General features: G+C 63.0%; 16 protein-coding genes and 1 pseudogene. 10 read left to right on the plus strand and 7 right to left on the minus strand.

Annotated elements, in window-relative coordinates; genetic code table 11:
* Window positions 1-14: 14 nt before the first annotated feature.
* The 4 genes from dapE to QQK18_RS02415 all read left to right on the plus strand — a co-directional run bounded on the left by dapE (window position 15) and on the right by QQK18_RS02415 (window position 3,295).
* Window positions 15-1,193: a succinyl-diaminopimelate desuccinylase gene (dapE, locus tag QQK18_RS02400; protein ID WP_284338674.1), complete on the plus strand. Its 1,179-nt coding sequence runs from the start codon at window positions 15-17 to the stop codon at window positions 1,191-1,193.
* Window positions 1,190-1,729 (plus strand): hypothetical protein, encoded by a 540-nt coding sequence (locus QQK18_RS02405; protein ID WP_284338675.1) that lies wholly within the window; start codon window positions 1,190-1,192, stop codon window positions 1,727-1,729. The genes dapE and QQK18_RS02405 overlap by 4 nt, the downstream gene beginning before the upstream one ends.
* A gap of 12 nt (window positions 1,730-1,741) precedes the next feature.
* Window positions 1,742-2,308, plus strand: coding sequence for a hypothetical protein (locus QQK18_RS02410; protein ID WP_284338676.1), 567 nt, complete (start codon window positions 1,742-1,744; stop codon window positions 2,306-2,308).
* 531 nt (window positions 2,309-2,839) lie between these two features.
* Complete coding sequence (locus QQK18_RS02415) at window positions 2,840-3,295, plus strand: YaiI/YqxD family protein (protein WP_284338677.1); 456 nt, start codon at window positions 2,840-2,842, stop codon at window positions 3,293-3,295.
* Window positions 3,296-3,586: 291 nt separating this feature from the next.
* Here the strand turns inward: QQK18_RS02415 and QQK18_RS02420 are convergent.
* Both QQK18_RS02420 and QQK18_RS02425 read right to left on the minus strand, forming a co-directional pair.
* Window positions 3,587-5,243 (minus strand): annotated as a pseudogene (locus QQK18_RS02420) (GMC oxidoreductase).
* Between the two features lie 448 nt (window positions 5,244-5,691).
* Window positions 5,692-6,744 carry a LacI family DNA-binding transcriptional regulator gene (locus QQK18_RS02425; protein ID WP_284338678.1) on the minus strand — a complete coding sequence of 351 codons (1,053 nt, stop codon included), beginning with the start codon at window positions 6,742-6,744 and terminating at the stop codon, window positions 5,692-5,694.
* 206 nt (window positions 6,745-6,950) lie between these two features.
* On the opposite strand from QQK18_RS02425, the gene QQK18_RS02430 reads away from it, so the two are divergent.
* From QQK18_RS02430 to QQK18_RS02450, 5 genes are all read left to right on the plus strand, one after another.
* A complete protein-coding gene (locus QQK18_RS02430) occupies window positions 6,951-8,201 on the plus strand; it encodes an extracellular solute-binding protein (RefSeq protein ID WP_284338679.1) in 1,251 nt (416 codons plus the stop codon).
* A 150-nt stretch (window positions 8,202-8,351) separates the two neighbouring features.
* A complete protein-coding gene (locus QQK18_RS02435; protein ID WP_284338680.1) occupies window positions 8,352-9,173 on the plus strand; it encodes a carbohydrate ABC transporter permease in 822 nt (273 codons plus the stop codon).
* A complete protein-coding gene (locus QQK18_RS02440) occupies window positions 9,173-10,003 on the plus strand; it encodes a carbohydrate ABC transporter permease (protein WP_284338681.1) in 831 nt (276 codons plus the stop codon). Before QQK18_RS02435 ends, QQK18_RS02440 begins: the two co-directional genes overlap by 1 nt.
* Before the next feature lie 38 nt (window positions 10,004-10,041).
* Window positions 10,042-10,962 (plus strand): sugar phosphate isomerase/epimerase family protein, encoded by a 921-nt coding sequence (locus QQK18_RS02445; RefSeq protein WP_284338682.1) that lies wholly within the window; start codon window positions 10,042-10,044, stop codon window positions 10,960-10,962.
* A 13-nt stretch (window positions 10,963-10,975) separates the two neighbouring features.
* A complete protein-coding gene (locus QQK18_RS02450) occupies window positions 10,976-11,758 on the plus strand; it encodes a TIM barrel protein (RefSeq protein ID WP_284338746.1) in 783 nt (260 codons plus the stop codon).
* A 34-nt stretch (window positions 11,759-11,792) separates the two neighbouring features.
* On the opposite strand, the gene truA is transcribed toward QQK18_RS02450, so the two are convergent.
* The 5 genes from truA to QQK18_RS02475 all read right to left on the minus strand — a co-directional run bounded on the left by truA (window position 11,793) and on the right by QQK18_RS02475 (window position 14,858).
* Window positions 11,793-12,530 (minus strand): tRNA pseudouridine(38-40) synthase TruA, encoded by a 738-nt coding sequence (gene truA, locus QQK18_RS02455; RefSeq protein WP_284338683.1) that lies wholly within the window; start codon window positions 12,528-12,530, stop codon window positions 11,793-11,795.
* A gap of 2 nt (window positions 12,531-12,532) precedes the next feature.
* On the minus strand, window positions 12,533-13,459 hold the full coding sequence (gene fmt / locus QQK18_RS02460) for a methionyl-tRNA formyltransferase (protein ID WP_284338684.1): 927 nt from the start codon (window positions 13,457-13,459) through the stop codon (window positions 12,533-12,535).
* A gap of 150 nt (window positions 13,460-13,609) precedes the next feature.
* Window positions 13,610-14,125 carry a peptide deformylase gene (gene def, locus QQK18_RS02465; protein WP_284338685.1) on the minus strand — a complete coding sequence of 172 codons (516 nt, stop codon included), beginning with the start codon at window positions 14,123-14,125 and terminating at the stop codon, window positions 13,610-13,612.
* 161 nt (window positions 14,126-14,286) lie between these two features.
* On the minus strand, window positions 14,287-14,592 hold the full coding sequence (locus QQK18_RS02470; protein ID WP_284338686.1) for a type II toxin-antitoxin system RelE/ParE family toxin: 306 nt from the start codon (window positions 14,590-14,592) through the stop codon (window positions 14,287-14,289).
* The gene (locus QQK18_RS02475; protein WP_284338687.1) at window positions 14,589-14,858 is read right to left on the minus strand and encodes a CopG family ribbon-helix-helix protein; all 270 of its coding nucleotides are present in this window, start codon (window positions 14,856-14,858) and stop codon (window positions 14,589-14,591) included. The genes QQK18_RS02470 and QQK18_RS02475 overlap by 4 nt, the downstream gene beginning before the upstream one ends.
* A 181-nt stretch (window positions 14,859-15,039) precedes the next feature.
* Between QQK18_RS02475 and QQK18_RS02480 the strand changes: the two genes are divergently transcribed.
* Window positions 15,040-16,464: a DNA recombination protein RmuC gene (locus QQK18_RS02480; RefSeq protein WP_284338688.1), complete on the plus strand. Its 1,425-nt coding sequence runs from the start codon at window positions 15,040-15,042 to the stop codon at window positions 16,462-16,464.
* Window positions 16,465-16,559: the final 95 nt, after the last annotated feature.

Raw genomic sequence — 16,559 nt, forward strand, 5'->3', positions numbered from 1 at the left:
GTACGGGATTGCCAGTGACCACGACGATCGCGGACGATCCCGTCCAACTGCTGAAAGCGCTGATTGCCTGCCCCTCGGTAACGCCCGAGGAGGCAGGCGTCTTCGATGTCATCGAGCAGGCCCTGCTGACGCTCGGCTTTACCGTCTCGCGGCTGCGGTTCGACGGCGGCGGCTCCTATCCGGTCGACAATCTCTTTGCCATCCGCGACCGGGGCGGCCGCCGGCTGCTGTTCGCCGGGCACACGGACGTGGTGCCACCGGGAAATGTCGCCGACTGGACAAGCGATCCATTCGTGCCGCGTGTGGCGGATGGGTATATCTATGGGCGGGGTGCCGCCGACATGAAGAGCGGCGTCGCCGCTTTCGTTGCCGCCGCCTCGCGGGTGGTTATGGAGGGAGTGGCAGAGACCGGCACGCTCGCGCTGGCGATCACCAATGACGAGGAGGCGGACGCGGTCAACGGTACGGCGCGGCTGATGGAATGGGCCGACGGCCAGGGCCATACGTTCGACTTTGCCGTCGTCGGAGAGCCGAGCTCCGCGCAGACCCTCGGCGACAGCATCAAGATCGGGCGGCGCGGCTCGTTCTCAGGCATAGTCAGCGTCGAGGGCGTGCAGGGGCACGTCGCTTATCCGGAAAAGGCCAACAACCCGCTGCCGGTGCTGGCGGCGATCGCCACCGCGCTCAAGGCCGACCCGCTCGATGGCGGCACCGAGCATTTCCCGGCGAGCAACCTCGAGGTGACGACGATCGACGTCGGCAACCCCGCCGGCAACGTCATCCCCGGCAGGGGGAGCCTCAGGTTCAACATCCGGTTCAACGATCTGTGGACGCCCGAGACGCTCAAGGAGTGGGTGAACGAGCGCATCGCCGGCGTCGATCCTCGCGGCTGCGCGATCCGGTTCGAGGCGAGCGGCGTCCCTTCGCGCTCGTTCCTGTCGCCGCAAAGCGCCGATGTCGACCTGCTGACGGCGGTGATCGTCGAAAGGACCGGGCAGCGCCCGACTCTCTCGACTGGCGGCGGCACCTCGGACGCACGTTTCATCGCGCACTATTGCCCGGTGGTCGAGTGCGGGCTGGTGGGGACCTCCATGCACAAGACCGACGAGCACGTGGCCATCGCCGACGTCACCGGGCTGACTGAAATCTACCGCTCCTTTATCGAGCGATTTCTAGTGTCGGACGCGCAATGAGGATCATTCGCGCCATTACCGGCGCCGTCGCCGGCTGGCGCGCCATCCTTACGAGCGAGGAGGACTGGGCGCGGCATTTCGTGCTGACGGGCGCGGGACTTGCGACGGCGCTCGTCCTCTTCTTCCTCGTTGCCTTCCTCATTCTCCTCTACGGGCCGGCAGGCTCCGCACCCGACTTTGCCAGCGCTGCAATCGGCCTACTGGTTTTCGGCCTCTATGTCGGCGCCCTCGCCGTCAGTGCCTATGCGACGAAGGCGATGCTGGGATTGACGCGGTCCGTCCTCGATCTTCTGGTCCCGGGCACCTATGCAATGATAGTGTTCCTCGTTGCCGGTACTTTCCTTGCGCCATTGGGGCCTGCCTTCGCTCTCGTTGCGCTGTTGGGAATAGCGCTGCTGCTCTTTCGCCTCGGACAGGTGGCGGGCGGCTGGAGCATCGGCATTTCCGCCGCGTTTGCCGTTTTGACTGCGGTTCTTCTTGTGGCAATCCCCATGACGCTTTACATGCTTGCAAGTTCCCCTGCCGCCTCGCTCTAACGGAAAGTCCCTTTGTCTCAGCCGACCAGCATAACGCAAGAACTGGCCGCCGCTGCCCGCGGCTTTGTCGCGCTGGTGACCGGCAACCGGCACGCGGCCGACCATTTCGACTTCAGCCAGCGCGGGCTTGTCGGCAGTTTCATCGCGCTGATCCTGGCCAGCGTCATCACTGCCTTCGGGCCGGGGCTTCTGGGCGTGCCTTCTGAGCCGGGAACGGCGACGCGCTCGATCTTCCTTGGCGCTTCGCTTTTCGTCTTGCAGATGGGCGTCGTCTATTTCGTGCTGCGGCAGATGGGACGGCTCGATGGATTCATCCCCTATCTCGTTGCCGACAACTGGGTCAGCCTGTTCATCGCTCTTCTCACGGTCCTGGTGCTGCGGCTGATCGGGGCCGGCGACTTTACGCTTCTGGCCATCGGACTCGTCGCCATCATCATCGAGATCAACATCGCGCGGGTGATCGTGACGCTGGCGCCCATGCAAATCGTCATCTTCATCGGCGCGCAGTTCGCTGCGCAATTCCTCGGCGTATTGATCCTGGCCTCGATGATTCCGGGCGCGACGGCGCCGGCGGTTTAGTGCCTTCCGCGACGAATTGCCGGGGCTCTTTCCGGGCGAAGAACGAGCACACCGCCTCTCCCGGAACACTTTCCACCTCTCCGAGTTCCTTGATCGACAGGAGTCCGGCCTCCGCCATTCCGACGAGGGCGCAAAGGCGATCATGCAGATCCATTGCCACCATCATGCAGTCCTCGACCGACAGGCCGAGGCGCGCGTGCTGTCATTGGCCGGGGTCGAGGCCGTAATACTGGCATCCGGCTGCTGTGGCCGGCTCTGCGAGCGCCTCCTGTCACTCCGCAATGGCGTCGGGCTTCTGGCCGAGGAGTATGACATAGAGCGGGGTGTTCAGATGGGGGATTTCCCGCAAGCACTGTCACAACCCTCGTCAACACCGCCCTCAACCTGCGCGACTGGCGCCCCGGCCCGCGATCGCAGTGAAGGAAGCGAGCGGCAATACAGGGCGAACGAAACGACGTGGGGCGCTCGCATGGTGGGCGAAGGAGAGACCGCGCTCGTGACTCGGCGGGTTCGGACGGCTAGAAGGCCTGGATGAGCACACCGCAGATTTTCGTCGATGCCGATGCCTGCCCGGTCAAGTCGGAAGTCATCCGCGTTGCCGAACGCCATGGCCTCAAAGTCACGTTCGTCGCCAATTTCGGCCTGCGCCCCTCGCGCGATCCAATGATCATCAACATCATGGTGCCCCAGGGTCCCGACGCCGCAGACAACTGGATCGCCGAACACGCGAGCGCCCGCGACATCGTCATCACGGCCGACATCCCCCTCGCCAGCCGCGCCCTCGAAAAGGGCGCCATCGTCCTCGGGCCCACCGGCCGCCCCTTCACCCGCGCCTCGATCGGCATGGCGCTCGCCATGCGCGACCTCAACCAGCACCTGCGTGAAACCGGCGAGAGCAGGGGCCTCAATGCCGGGTTCACGGCGAAAGACCGCAGCGCGTTTTTGCAGGCGCTGGACGAGGCGGCGGGGAGAGCGGTTAGGGGTTGATGAGCCCAATGGGGACTTGGCGACGGTCAACACGACGGGGACGCCGGCCGGCTCGGGTGAGGTCGACTCTCCAAGTCATTGAAGGCACCCCTCCGAGATCGAGGTTCGATTGGATGCGTGCTGGATCGTCCTTCTCATCGGTGCGATCCACCTTATGCCCCTGCCTAAAAACCGGCACCACCCCTGAGGGTGAAATGACCACCTTCCGTGACGGGGTGAATTGCCGATTGGACCATATCTTGTATGGCCCACGGCACTCGACGAGCCAAAGCGACCTATAGTCTTTCGAAACTAACCTTCCGCATCACCTCCGCGAAGTTCTGCGGCCAAGTGCCGGCATGCCCGAACTGTCATTGCCATAATAGTGAGCGTAGTTCCCGAAACTCCGCTGCCGGCGAACGCGCTGGCATCGGTGACAAGAAGGTTTGGCAGATCCCAACTTTGGTTCCACTTGTTGAGAACCGACGTTTGCGCGTCACCCCCCATGCGCGCGCCGCCAGCTTCGTGAATGGCCGCACCCATCACCATAGTGCGGGAGAACATCCAGCGGAAGATAAGGCGGCTGATCGGATCGGCGTCGGGGTATGCACCTCGTCCCTTTTCCTCAAGTCCCAGCGGCGATCCGACATATTCGATCTGACCGCCGGCATTTTCGATGGTTTCGACGATAGCCTCGATCTGGTTCTTGAGCGTCTGACGGTCGTGCCCACCGATCTTGCAGCGGATGTGGGGGACCGGAATACCCCATGCGTCGCGGCGCCTGGGATCGAGGCTGATGCGGTTTTCCGGGTCGGCGTCCATGGCGCCATAGCCGAAGAAGCTGAAGCGCGCATTGGCATCGTCCGGCGTGCTGTAACGCCCGATACTGCCCTGGAAGGCGAAGTCGCTCGCCGCTGTGTTGCCATCGGTCGCGATAAATCTCGGCACATAGATACCGCCGGAAGGACCATAGAACGGGTCGGCCGGCGCGTTGTCGGCCGTGGTCCAGCCCTTGGCTTTGCTGTAGGTGCCGGTGACAACGCAAGGCAGCTGATCGACAAAGTAGCGCCCCAGCGTGCCCGAGCTGTTGCCGAGTCCCTGGGGATGGCGCGGCGAGGCCGAATTGAGCATCAGCCGGACGCTTTCGACCGGCGACGCGCAAAGGATGACCGAGCGCGCATGCACAAGGGTTTTTTCGCGGGTGACGCGGTCAATGACTTCGACCCCCGTCGCGCGGTGCCCCCCGTTGTCGGTCAGGATCTTGCTGACGACGGTGTTGTAGCGGATATCGAGATTGCCGCTGGCAATGGCGTCCCGCAGCGGGGGCAGGATGCGTGTGGGTTCGGGACCGATATAGCGCCAGGTCACCACTCTGCGTTCGGGCCACTTGCTTTCAACGTCGTCCTTGAAGGTGCGTTCGGCGGCAGTCATTTCGGCGCGATGGCCATAGATGCTGTCGGGTAGCGTGGGGATATTGTCCACCTCGCCATAAAGGGCCAGTGCACACTCTACTTCCCCGTAATAGGGCACGAGATCGTCGTAGCTGATCGGCCAGTCAACACCACGACCGGTGCGACTATGAATCTTAAAGTCGTCATCGGTCCAACGCAGCAGCATGCGGCCAAAGACATGGGTGCGTCCGCCGGCCTGGCGGCTGCGGATCCAGACGAAAGGGGCGTCAGGCGGCGTCGTATAGGGGAGCTGGCGATCGTTGACGAAGAGATGGCGCTGACGGGCGTCAAAGAAGGCAGCACGGGCCTGGACGCCCTGTCCGCCGATGAAGGCCTTGGCCCGTTGCCAGAGGTTCGCTCTGGCGACGTACGGAGGACGGATTGAAATCGTCGACGCCGATTTCCGGGCCGGCCTCGAGCTGGACCACCTTGAGCCCCTGCGCGGTCAGTTCCTTGGCCGCGAACATGCCAGATGCGCCTGATCCGACGATCAGGGCGTCATATAGTGTTTCCGGCATAGTGGGCTCCAATGGTTCGATGAAATCAGGATAGGGTCGGGCGCAATGCAGAATGGCGCTCTACGGGCGCAATATCGGCGGGCGTCGCTGGTACGACCTGGTGCCCTTCCACCCAGACCGCCGCAATATTGGCGCGGGTAGCGCCGTGGACGATCCTTTCAAAGATCGCCCTGGGATCGCTGACGCCCCCGCCTGCGCGGCCACGTCAATGGCGACAAGGTCGAAACGGCAACCGGGCTGCAACCGGCCGATCGGGAGATCCAGCACGTCGGCCCCGCCCGCGGTGGCGAGATGGAAGGCAGTGACAAGATCGACCGCGGAACCGGGCCGGCCGCTGTGTCCACGACGATGAGGGTATCGAACAGAACGTCCAGCCGGTCCCGGGACAGGGCGTGAAAGAAGTTGCCGAGGATAGCGCCTCCGCGAAGGGACTTGCGGGCCTGCGGCCTCATGGTGCGATGTCCCGCACGCTCTGACGCAGCGTAAGCTGACAGGGCACTTCGATGCGTTCGTTCTGAGCGACGGCTTCACCCTCCACCATGCGGATGAGCAGGTCGGCCGCATACTGGCCGAGTTCAGTGGTGGATTGCTGGATCGTGGACAGACTGGGAACCATGAAGGCTCCGACTGGGGCGCCGTCGAATCCGATGACGGAGACATCGTCCGGCACGGAGAGCCCGGCATCCGACACCGCCTTGATGAAGCCGATGGCCGTGTCGTCGTTGGCGCAAACTACGGCACTGGGCCGTTGGTCCACCTGAAGGTGGAGATAATCCTCTGCTGCGCGGACGCCGCCGCCGAAATTGAAGTCGCCGCGCAGCACCTGCAAAGCGTCGGCCGGCAGGCCGGCAGTGGTCAGCGCATCGGACACGCCACTCACCCGCTGGATCTCGTGATAGTTATCCGCTCGCCCGCCAACATAGGCGAAGCGCCGGTGGCCCATGCCGACAAGGGTGTCGACCGCTTCGGAGATGGCCGCCCGGTCATTGCTGACCACGCTCGGAATACCTTGTGCACTTTGGTCGAAATGCAGCGACACCATGGGCAGACCGGCATCTGCCACCGTGAGTTCCGCCGCCTTAGGTGGCAGGGTCGCCATCAGGATCAAGCCGCAGATGGTGCCGCCAAGTGCGGTGGTGACAATGTGTTCGTCGGTCCAGGCTTCGCGCGACACGTTGGCGATCAACAGGTGGTAGCCGCGATCCGTCAGCGTGCTGGCGACCGAGGCGAGGCCCTCGATAACGGTTTGCGATGCGCCGACATAGAGCGCTTCGGGCAGAACGATCATCACCGTGCGTGTATGCCCGACCCTCAGGCTCCGAGCGGTCTGGTTGACGGTGTAGCCAAGCCTGCGGGCCGCCGCTTCAACCTTGAGGCGCGTGGGTTCGGCAATCCTTCCAGGCTTGGACAGTGCGCGGCTTACGGTGGAGGTCGCAACTCCCGCCTCCCGCGCGACGTCGGCGATGGATGGTCCATGGGCTCGCTCGTTGTTTTTAGCCATGCTTTTCCCCACCTCGTCCGCCCATCGCGATGTAGCTCACTTAAGAGGCGTCAACCACACTTGCGTACCAAATCGGCATATGCCATGAATAGCGCGTTGGCAATCGATTGCCAAGTCTAAACGGTCTAGCCGGTGTGGAGGGAAGCTGCGTTCGGACAGGCCAGGAATGTCGTCATTCACGGGTCATTTCCGGAGGACTAAAGTCCATGAAACACCTAGCCATCGCAGCGGCACTCATGGCCGCTACTGTCTTCACGACGCATGCCGCCACCGCGCAGGACGCAATCGATGATGCACCGGCCACTGGATCGCTTCAGGTCTGGATCGGTGGAGCGGAGGCCGAAAAGCTACCCGACTTTCTCGCAACGTTTGAAGCGGCAAATCCGGACCTTGATATCCAGGTCACGCAGATTCCATCGGACCAGTTCGACACAAAGCTGCTGACCGCCATAGCCGCTGGGACGGTGCCTGATGTTGTGCGTCTTTATTCCCAGAGCCAGGCCAGCTTGATGGCGACCGGGGCCTTCGCAGCCGTGCCCGAAGGGCTCGTCGATCCAGATGCCTTCTTTGCCAATGTCTACAACACCAATGTGAAGGACGGCGTGGCCTATGGCGTTCCGATGGATGCCTATGCCACGATGTTCCAGTATCGCAAGGATCTGGCGGAAAAAGCCGGTCTCGGCGCACCAAAGACCTGGGAAGAGCTGAAGACGTTCGCTGCTGCCATGAAGGAGCAAGGCGGCGCCTGGCCGCTGTCGCTCGACGTCGGCTATGATATCTACAACGCTCAGGGCCTGAACGAATATGTCCATCAGAACGGCGGCAGCTTCGTCAATGCTGACGGGACCGCATGGACCATCAACTCGCCCGAGAACGTCGAAGCGCTCGAATTCTGGGGCTCGCTGATCAGTGAAGGTTACGCTTCGCCGGACGGTCCAAAGTTCCTCCACACCGTCCCATGGTTCACCTCGGGTGAAATTGCCGGCAAGGACATTGGCCCCTGGTTCGAGCAGTTCCTCAAGGATCCCAACGGTGCCGATTGGGTCGCCCAGCACCTTGCTACGGCTGAAGTCCCGGCTGGTCCGGCGGGAAGCATTTCGGCGCTCGGCTCGGGCAGTCTGGCAGTGCTTGCGGACGTCAGGAACCCCGATGCTGCCTGGAAGCTGGTGCGCTACATGGCTCAGCCCGAAACCCAGCTTGCCTGGTACAAGGTATTCGGTAGCCTGCCGGCGGCGAAGGCCGCATGGGATGATCCCGCAATCGCTGCGAATCCGCTGCTCGACGCCGAGCGTGCTGCCCTGCAGACCGCCGTCGATATTCCCCAGGTGCCCACCTGGAACCAGGTCGGCACCTACATGGGCCAGCAGATGGAACTCGTTGCCCGCGGTCAGGCGAGTGCGCAGGATGTGCTCGATGACGTCCAGAGCTTTGCCGAAGGCGTCGGCCTCGGCAGCTGACATCCCGAGCGGCCTCGGGGCATCGTCCCCGAGGGCCGGCCTTGGCCGCCACTCAAGCCTGGAGCACCGCAGTGCTCCCGCATCGCGTCCTGGATGCAACAGCCCAGCCGCTGGCGGGCGACTACGGCCTGGTTGTTCGTCGTCCCTTTCATGACGATCTTCGTCGTGTTCACCGCGGTGTCCGCCATGCTGGCGCTGATTTACAGCTTCACCGACGTCGGCGTCGCCGACATCAGGCGGCCGCTTGAGGTCGATTTCGTTTGGCTCCAGACCTTCACCCGTGTCCTGACCAATCCTGGATTCCTGAAGTCGGTGTGGACGACGGCGTTGTTCGTCGTCATCGGCGTCCCGCTGACCATGGCGATCGGCCTTGCCCTGGCAATCGGCCTCAACAGCGGCATCACCAAGCTGCGCGCGGTCTACCGGGCGGCATTTTACCTGCCCTTCATCACCAATATCGTGGCGGCTGCGGTGATCTGGCAGTACGCCTTCACATTGAGCGGCCCGGTAAATTCCTTCCTCGCCTCGCTCGGCACGGCCGGCCCGAACTGGCTGGGTGACCCCCGGATGGCAATGCCGACTGTGATCATGCTGGCCGTGTGGCGCAACGTCGGCACCTGCATGGTGCTGTTCCTGGCCGGACTTCAGTCGATTCCCCTCGATGTCTACGAAGCCGCCCGGATCGATGGCGCTACAGCCTGGCGCCGTTTCACCGCCATCACCCTGCCGCTGCTCAAGCCGGCAACGCTGCTGGTGACCGTGCTGATGACGGTATCCTTCATGAATATCTTCGATGAACCCTATCTGCTCACCAAGGGCGGACCGTTGAGTTCGACCAAGTCCGTCGCTCTTTGGGTCTACGAGCAATTTGGCCAGGGCAACATCGCCCCGGCCATGGCCGGCTCCTACGTCATGCTGGCCATCGTCGTCATTCTGGGCGTGCTGCAACTACGCCTGTTGAGGGTCCGCTGATGAGCAAGCCGCACCCGCTTGTTACCGCCATGCTTTATGGGTTGCTCACCATCGGCGCTGTGATCGCCCTGCTGCCCTTTGTCTGGGTGCTGCTCGGTGCCTTCAAGTCACAGGCCGAAATCATGGCCGCACCGGGAGCCTGGCTGCCACGCAATTTCACAAACCTGGCCAACTTCCTCACCCTGTTCACCGAGCGCATGTTCGGCCGCTACATGGCGAATTCGCTGCTCGTCTCCGCGGCTACCGTGATTACCAATGTGCTCTTCGCTACTATGGCGGGCTATGCCCTGGCCAAGCTTGAATTTCCCGGCCACAAACTGGTCTTCGGCTGCGTACTGGCAGCGATGATGGTGCCCTATGTCGCGCTCTTCGTACCGCAGTTCGTCATCATCGTGCAGATGGGACTGGTCAACACATTGACTGCCGTGGTGCTTCCGATAGCGGTCATGCCTATCGGCGTCTTCATTATGCGCCAGTTCGCCGACTCGGTCCCAGATGAGTTGCTTGAGGCGGCGCGGCTTGACGGGGCTGGCGAGTTCACGATCTTTTTCAGGATTTTCCTGCCCCTGGTGGGCCCGGCGATAGCCACGGTTGCAATCATCACCTTCCTGAACTCATGGAACTACTTTCTCTGGTCGCTGATCGTAGCGCAGAATCAGGAGACCTATACCCTGCCAGTGGGGCTGGCAGTGGCGTCCCAAGGCGCCAGGTCCACCGAGTATGGCCTGTTGCTTGCCGGCGCGATCGTAGTGCTGATGCCGGTGCTCATTCTCTTCCTTTTCCTTCAGAAGTACTTCGTCCAGGGCATCGCCGGTACCGGCATAAAATAGCTGGGAAAAATGCGCCCCAATTCAGAAAGGGACACCTCATGGCATTCACTGTCGCCACCGACATCATCACCTTCTACCATCCCGCTTTCTGGGGGCTCAAAAACTTCGATGAGGTTCAAGCCTGGGTTGCCGCGCACCCTCGCCAATTCTGGGATAAGGTTTTAAGGGCACTTGGCGAAGCAGGTGTTACCGGACTGGAGCTAACGTTCGGGCCAGGGAGCATCGAAAGCGCGCTGGAAGCCTTCGGTACGGCTGCGGCCTTCAAGACGGCGCTGGACGCAGAAGGTATCACCGTCGTCAGCGCCTTTGTCGCCGACGGACCAAAGTGGGACGGCCCGGCCGATACCGCGGCGATTGTCGCCGATGCTCAGCGCCGAGCGGATTTCCTCGGCGAACTGAACGCGGGCATCTTGGTAGCGGGGCTTCCCATGCGCAAGACGTTTGGTGAACAGCCGCCAGTGTTCGTGGATGGCCGATATATGGAACGCATGGCCGATATCGCCCACGCCGTGGGCGAAGCGGTCAGCCGGCAAGGCATAAAGCTTGTGCTGCATACGGAGTCAAACAGCACGCTCTGGTACGAGCGCGACATCGATCTCTTCATGGCGCTAACCGATCCGCGCTACGTCTGGCTCTGCCCGGATTCCTGCCACATCGCGCTTGGCGGCGGCGATCCGGTCAAGGTTGCGCAGCGCCATAGCCAACGCACCGCCCTGGCGCACTGGAAAGACGCGCTTGGACCGATCGACCGGCATCTGGTTATCGACTCTACCATCTACGATCAGCAGCAGCGCTACATGGCCGATTTCGGCAAAGGCATCGTCGACTGGGCCGGCTGGTCAGCCGCTATGGATCGCACGCCGGGCCGCGATATTGCCCTCATCGAACTCGATATGGCCGCTGACCCCATTGCCGCCTTGACTGAGGGCGGGGCCGTCGTCTCCCGTTACCAGTCATGATCGACTTCAGCGTCTGCATCGAAATGGCTTTTGCCGAGGGAGGACGAAGCTTTCCGGATCGCGTCGTGCGGCCGCGGCCAGTGGTTTCACCGCCGTCGAAATCTGGGATTGGCGGAACAAGCCTCTCGCTGACATGCGGGAGGCCCTGGCGGAGAACGATACCGAACTCCACACACTCTGCGTCGAGACCTGGCAGGACAAATGCCAACTTGGTGATCCGGGATCGCATACGCGCTTCCTCGAAAGGGTTCGGCGCGCCGCAGAGGTCGCGCTCAATCTCAAGACCCCAAAGCTTGTTGTTCTGGGCGGCGACCGCGTCGAGGGCCGCAGCGAAGCGGCCCAGTACGATGCGTTGCTGACGGCATTGGATGCCGCAGCGGATGCGATACTCGGGTCGGGTTTGCAACTGCTCTTCGAAGTCGTCAACCGACAATTCGAGGGTCCGAACGCGCTTGTACAGGACTCCCGAACTGCGCTGGGCCTGCTGCGGCGTTTCGACCGCCACGATGTGCGCTTTCTCTACGACCGCTACCACGCCATCCTCAATGGAGAAGCCCTCGGCTGGGCCGTCGAAGGTAATATGGACCTCGTGGGCCATATCCAGGCAGCCGACATTCCCGGCCGGCACGAGTTCGGCTCCGGCCAGATTGACTGGACTAACGAGCTAAGCTGGCTCAACAAGGCCGGATACAACGGGATGATCGGCATCGAGGCGGAGCCGATATGCGACAGCACACAGCTTTATGCCGGAGCGCAGCGCCTCCTTCGAGGTTCGTTGTTAGCCGGCAGCATTTGACAAGCGACTGCCAAACGACAACTGCCAAAGGATCCTAGTAGACGACCCTGGTGAGGTAGAGCCCATCAGGAGGCGCCAGCGGTCCGCAGCGGCTACGGTCCGCGGCATCGAGCGCGGCGCGAAAATCGGCCGGCGTCCACTTGCCTTCGCCGACGAGCTTCAAGGACCCAACCATCGAGCGCACCTGGTGGTGCAGGAAGCTGCGCGCCCTCGCCGTGATGACCAGATGGTCGAGCTCACGGCGGACGGCAAAATGATCGAGTGTCTTGACCGGCGAGTTCGACTGGCATTCGGCGGCGCGGAAGGTTGAGAAGTCGTGCTTGCCGAGGATGAGCTGCGCGGCCGCATGCATCGCGTCGGCATCGAGCGGCATGGGTACATGCCAGACATGGTGCCTTTCCAGGGCCGCAGGCGCGCGACGGTTGAGGATGCGGAATTCGTAATGGCGAGCGGTCGCCGAGAAACGCGCCTCGAACGTCTCGTCGACCGCTTCGGCCTCAAGGACGGCGACGGGGGCCGGCCGCAGGTGGTAGTTGAGTGCCTCGCGGATGCGGAACGGGTCCCACTCGCGTTCGAGATCGAAATGGACGATTTGGCCGAGGGCATGGACGCCCGTGTCGGTGCGGCCAGCAGCCTGGGTGACAACCGTCTCCCCGGAGAAGCGGGCAATAGCCTCCTCTAGCGCCTGCTGCACCGAAGGCTGGTCGGCTTGACGTTGCCAGCCCTTGAACGGGCTGCCGTCGTATTCGAGTGTGAGCTTATAGCGAGGCATGGTCAGGAGACGACCGCCGCAGGCAGCTCACCGGCGCCGCGCAGGAACGTCGCAGCGTCCATGGCAGCTTTGCCTTCGCGCTGCACTTGCGTCAGGCGCACCGCGCCGGTGCCGCAGGCAAGGGTGAGGCCGTCGTCGAGGATGGTACCGGGTGTCCCCTGCCCCTCAGAGAGCGTCGAGCGCAACGCTTTAACGCGCACGGGCTTTCCGGAAAGTATCAACTCGAACCACGCACCGGGGAAAGGCGAGAGGCCTCGGATATGGTTGTGCACCGCTTCGGCGGGCCGGGAGAAGTCGATGCGGGTCTCCGCCTTCTCGATCTTCTGGGCGTAGGTGACGCCCTCCTCGGCCTGCGGGGTGAAATCGAGGCTGCCGCGCTCCAACGCCGCCAGCGCCCGCCCCATGAGATCGGCGCCGAGGCGCATCATGCTGTCATGCAGTTCGCCGGCCGTCATGTCGGGACCGATGGCCATTTCGTCGACCAGGGCGACAGGGCCGGTATCGAGCCCTTCGTCCATCTTCATGACCATGACACCGGTGCGCGTGTCGCCAGCCATGATGGCGCGCTGAATGGGCGCGGCGCCGCGCCAGCGCGGCAGGAGCGAGCCGTGCAGATTAAGACAGCCGAGCCGGGGTGCATCGAGGATGGGCCCCGGCAGGATCAGCCCATAGGCGACGACCACGGCCAAATCCGCATCATGGAGGCGGAAGACGTCCTGCTCAGCGGCCCCTTTAAGGGATTTTGGCGTGAAGACGGGGATACCGAAGCTCTCGGCCGCCTCGTGGACCGGCGACTTGCGCTCGGCCTGGCCGCGACCGGCGGGTTTGGGCGCGCGGGTATAAACGGCCACGACCTCATGGCCGCTTGAGACGATCTCGGTGAAGGTCGGAATGGCGAACTCAGGCGTTCCCATGAAGATGACGCGCATGATGCCGCTTGTCTCCTGTTATTGCCACCGATGTCACCGCGCCAGTGTACAAGCCAACCAAGGAGCCGCACGACATGCATGGGCGGGGGCTGGCCAGATGCAACCCACGCCGTTTCGCCGGGATGACTGTTCAGGGCGGTCGAGAGGCGCCTACCCCGCCACGCGCTTGGCGGCCTTGTCGAACTTCTTGATGACGCGGTCGCGCTTCAGACGCGAGAGGTAGTCGATGTAGAGCACGCCGTCGAGGTGGTCGAGCTCGTGCTGCATGCAGACGGCCAGGCGTTCCTTGGCCTCGACCTCCACCGTCTTGCCCTCGAGATCGGTGTAGCGAACAGTGACTTCGGCCGGGCGCTCGACCTCGTAGTAGAGCTCGGGGATAGAAAGGCACCCTTCCTCGGTGATTTGGGTCTCCTCGGAGACCTTGAGGATCTCGGGATTGATCAGCACCATGGGAGCGGGATCTTCACCTTCCTTGGCGAGGTCCATGACGACGATGCGCTTCATGACCCCGATCTGCGGCGCGGCAAGGCCGATGCCCGGGGCATCGTACATGGTGTCGAGCATGTCCCTGGCCAGCGCCCTCACATCGTCGTCGACCTCCTCGATCGGATCGGCGACGGCGCGCAGCCGGGCATCGGGAATGACGAGAATGGGGCGGACGGCCATCTATTGAAGTCCTGAGAGGGGGTTCGGTTCTCGATATGGTATTTTCGGCGCGGCGGTCAACTGCCCATGGGTTGATGAGGGCAGCAGGGAGCAGGACAGAGCCCAACAGCTCAACGGTACCGAACGGCCCCTGTTCTCATTCCGTCTGACCCACCCCGAGCCTATTGCGGCCATTCCTCGGCCGGCCAGTCCCGCGACGTGTGAATGAGGCGTAGGACCACGACGCTTTCCCGGCCTGCGATCGGCCGCAGCTCATAGGCGATGATGTAGGGATGACGGGCGAGGGACTTTTCATAGGTTCCGCTCACCCGTCCCGACCGGCCAGTCGCCGTCTCGCCCAACTTGTTCCCGGCTTCCTCGATCGCGTCCACGACCCGTTCGGCGGCGAAGGGGTTGTTCTCTGCGATATAGCGCAAGATTTCAACGTTATCCCGCTGCGCCTCAATCGACCAGACAACCGGCCTCATCCGCGCATGGCTTTCCGGCGCTTCGCTTCCTCGATGACCTCACGCATTTCCGCGACGGCCTTCGCATGGGGGATCACTCGGCCGGCCGCCGCGTCGGCCATGCCGCGTTTGATGCCCTCGATGATTTCCAGCTCGCGCTCGACATAGGCCGCGACAGCCTCGCCGGCGAGGAATGACTTGCTGCGCTGTGTGTCGGCCGCGATCCGGTCGAGCTTTTCCTTTACATCCGGTCGAACCCGAATTGTCATGGTGGTGCTGACGGTCATAAACATCCTCTGTGTTGAAACGTGTACACCCTAACACAATCGGGAATCGCCCGCTATCGCTTTGCGGTACGTCAACGCGCAATGGCTGAACGCAGTCCTAGGAGGCAGGCAAGTTCCAGACTCTCGTTCAAGCCGGCAATAAGAACATTGCGTGAACGCGGGAATCGGCTAAGCTGACGCGATGGATAGTGTGATCTTCATCGTGGGCGACGTGCCGGTGACGCTGGGGCTGGCCATCGCCGCGGGCGCGGCTCTGGTGGCGCTTTTGCTGATGGGGCTGCTCATCACGGCGCTGCGCACCGGCGCGCGACGGGTCGCCGAAACCGCCCAGCAGGCCGCCGAGGCGTTGCGTGCCAATTTCGTCCAGCAACTGGCCGAGCGCGACGGGCGTATCCAGAATCTCGACGAACAGCTTTGGCGCGAGCGGCAGGCCAATGCGGGCCTCCTGGCTGAAACCGCGGCGCTGAAAGCGCGCATGGCCGAGCAGTCGCGGCAATCGGAAGAGAACCTCAAGCGCTTCGAGACCGCGCGGGCGCAGATGACCGACGAGTTCAAGGCCATCGCCGGCGACGTGCTCAAGAGCCATGGCGAGACGTTCTCCAAGCAGAACCGCGAGCAGGTTGATATCCTCCTGAAGCCCTTGCACGAGAAGATCGTCGAATTCCACAGCGGTCTTCTGAAGGATCGGTCCGCCATGAGCGAACAGATCCGGGCGCTGGCGGAAAGCAATCTGCAGATCACCACGGAGGCCGCAAACCTCACGCGCGCACTCAAGGGCAATTCCCAGACCCAGGGCGCCTGGGGCGAAATGATCCTCTCGACCATCCTCGAGCGCTCAGGCCTCAGGGAAGGTGAGCAATACCTCACCCAGCAGAGTCACATTGGAGACGACCGTGCGCGGCTGCGGACAGACGTCGAGATCCTGATGCCGAACGATGATCGCATGATCATCGATTCCAAGGTCTCGCTGACCGCGTTCGAGGCGCATGTGAACTGCGAGGATGAGGACGAGCGGGCTCGCCATCTTGCCGCGCACATCACCTCCATCCGCACGCATATTCGCACGCTCGGCGAAAAGAATTACCAGCGCCACGCCCGGAGCAGCCTCGACTATGTGATGATGTTCGTGCCGATCGAGGCCGCGCTGTCGGCCGCTATCGGCGGAGACGCCAAGCTCTTCGAATACGGCATGAGCCAGGGCGTGATGCTGACGACGCCGACGACCCTGATGACGGTGCTGCGCACCGTGCGCAATGTCTGGGACATCGAGAAGCGCCACCAGAACGCCGAGGAGATCGCTGAACGGGCAGGCAGTCTCTATGAGAAGGTCGCCGGATTCCTGACGAACATGGACCGGCTCGGGCAGAGCCTCGACAAGGCCCAGCAGAATTTCTCGGAAGCCCGTAACCAGCTGTCGACCGGCCGCGGCAACGTGCTGCGCCAGATCGAGATGCTGCGCGAACTCGGTGCCAAGACCAGCAAGCAGTTGCCGCAGGGCTGGGATGGCGAGCAGGATGCGCCGGAGGGCGTTTCCCTGGCGCAGTCGACCGAGCGTCTCGAGGAAGTGGAGTTCGACGGGCCGCAAGTGCGGCTGGCGGGGGAATAGAACCGCCGCACGTGAGCGGTCGCCATGCGCCGACAGTCACAATTGCGCGAGGGTCATGCCGACGCCATGGCGGTCTTCCTACCCTGACCCGCGGA

The sequence above is a fragment of the Devosia nitrariae genome, assembly GCF_030160115.1.
Taxonomy (GTDB): Bacteria; Pseudomonadota; Alphaproteobacteria; order Rhizobiales; family Devosiaceae; genus Devosia; species Devosia nitrariae.

Coding starts and splice junctions, on each gene's coding strand:
- QQK18_RS02405 (WP_284338675.1), top strand. CDS start 1,190: ATGAGGATCATTCGCGCCATTACCGGCGCCGTCGCCGGCTGGCGCGCC.
- QQK18_RS02415 (WP_284338677.1), top strand. CDS start 2,840: ATGAGCACACCGCAGATTTTCGTCGATGCCGATGCCTGCCCGGTCAAG.
- QQK18_RS02425 (WP_284338678.1), bottom strand. CDS start 6,744: ATGGCTAAAAACAACGAGCGAGCCCATGGACCATCCATCGCCGACGTC.
- QQK18_RS02430 (WP_284338679.1), top strand. CDS start 6,951: ATGAAACACCTAGCCATCGCAGCGGCACTCATGGCCGCTACTGTCTTC.
- QQK18_RS02435 (WP_284338680.1), top strand. CDS start 8,352: ATGACGATCTTCGTCGTGTTCACCGCGGTGTCCGCCATGCTGGCGCTG.
- QQK18_RS02440 (WP_284338681.1), top strand. CDS start 9,173: ATGAGCAAGCCGCACCCGCTTGTTACCGCCATGCTTTATGGGTTGCTC.
- QQK18_RS02445 (WP_284338682.1), top strand. CDS start 10,042: ATGGCATTCACTGTCGCCACCGACATCATCACCTTCTACCATCCCGCT.
- truA (WP_284338683.1), bottom strand. CDS start 12,530: ATGCCTCGCTATAAGCTCACACTCGAATACGACGGCAGCCCGTTCAAG.
- fmt (WP_284338684.1), bottom strand. CDS start 13,459: ATGCGCGTCATCTTCATGGGAACGCCTGAGTTCGCCATTCCGACCTTC.
- def (WP_284338685.1), bottom strand. CDS start 14,125: ATGGCCGTCCGCCCCATTCTCGTCATTCCCGATGCCCGGCTGCGCGCC.
- QQK18_RS02470 (WP_284338686.1), bottom strand. CDS start 14,592: ATGAGGCCGGTTGTCTGGTCGATTGAGGCGCAGCGGGATAACGTTGAA.
- QQK18_RS02475 (WP_284338687.1), bottom strand. CDS start 14,858: ATGACCGTCAGCACCACCATGACAATTCGGGTTCGACCGGATGTAAAG.
- QQK18_RS02480 (WP_284338688.1), top strand. CDS start 15,040: ATGGATAGTGTGATCTTCATCGTGGGCGACGTGCCGGTGACGCTGGGG.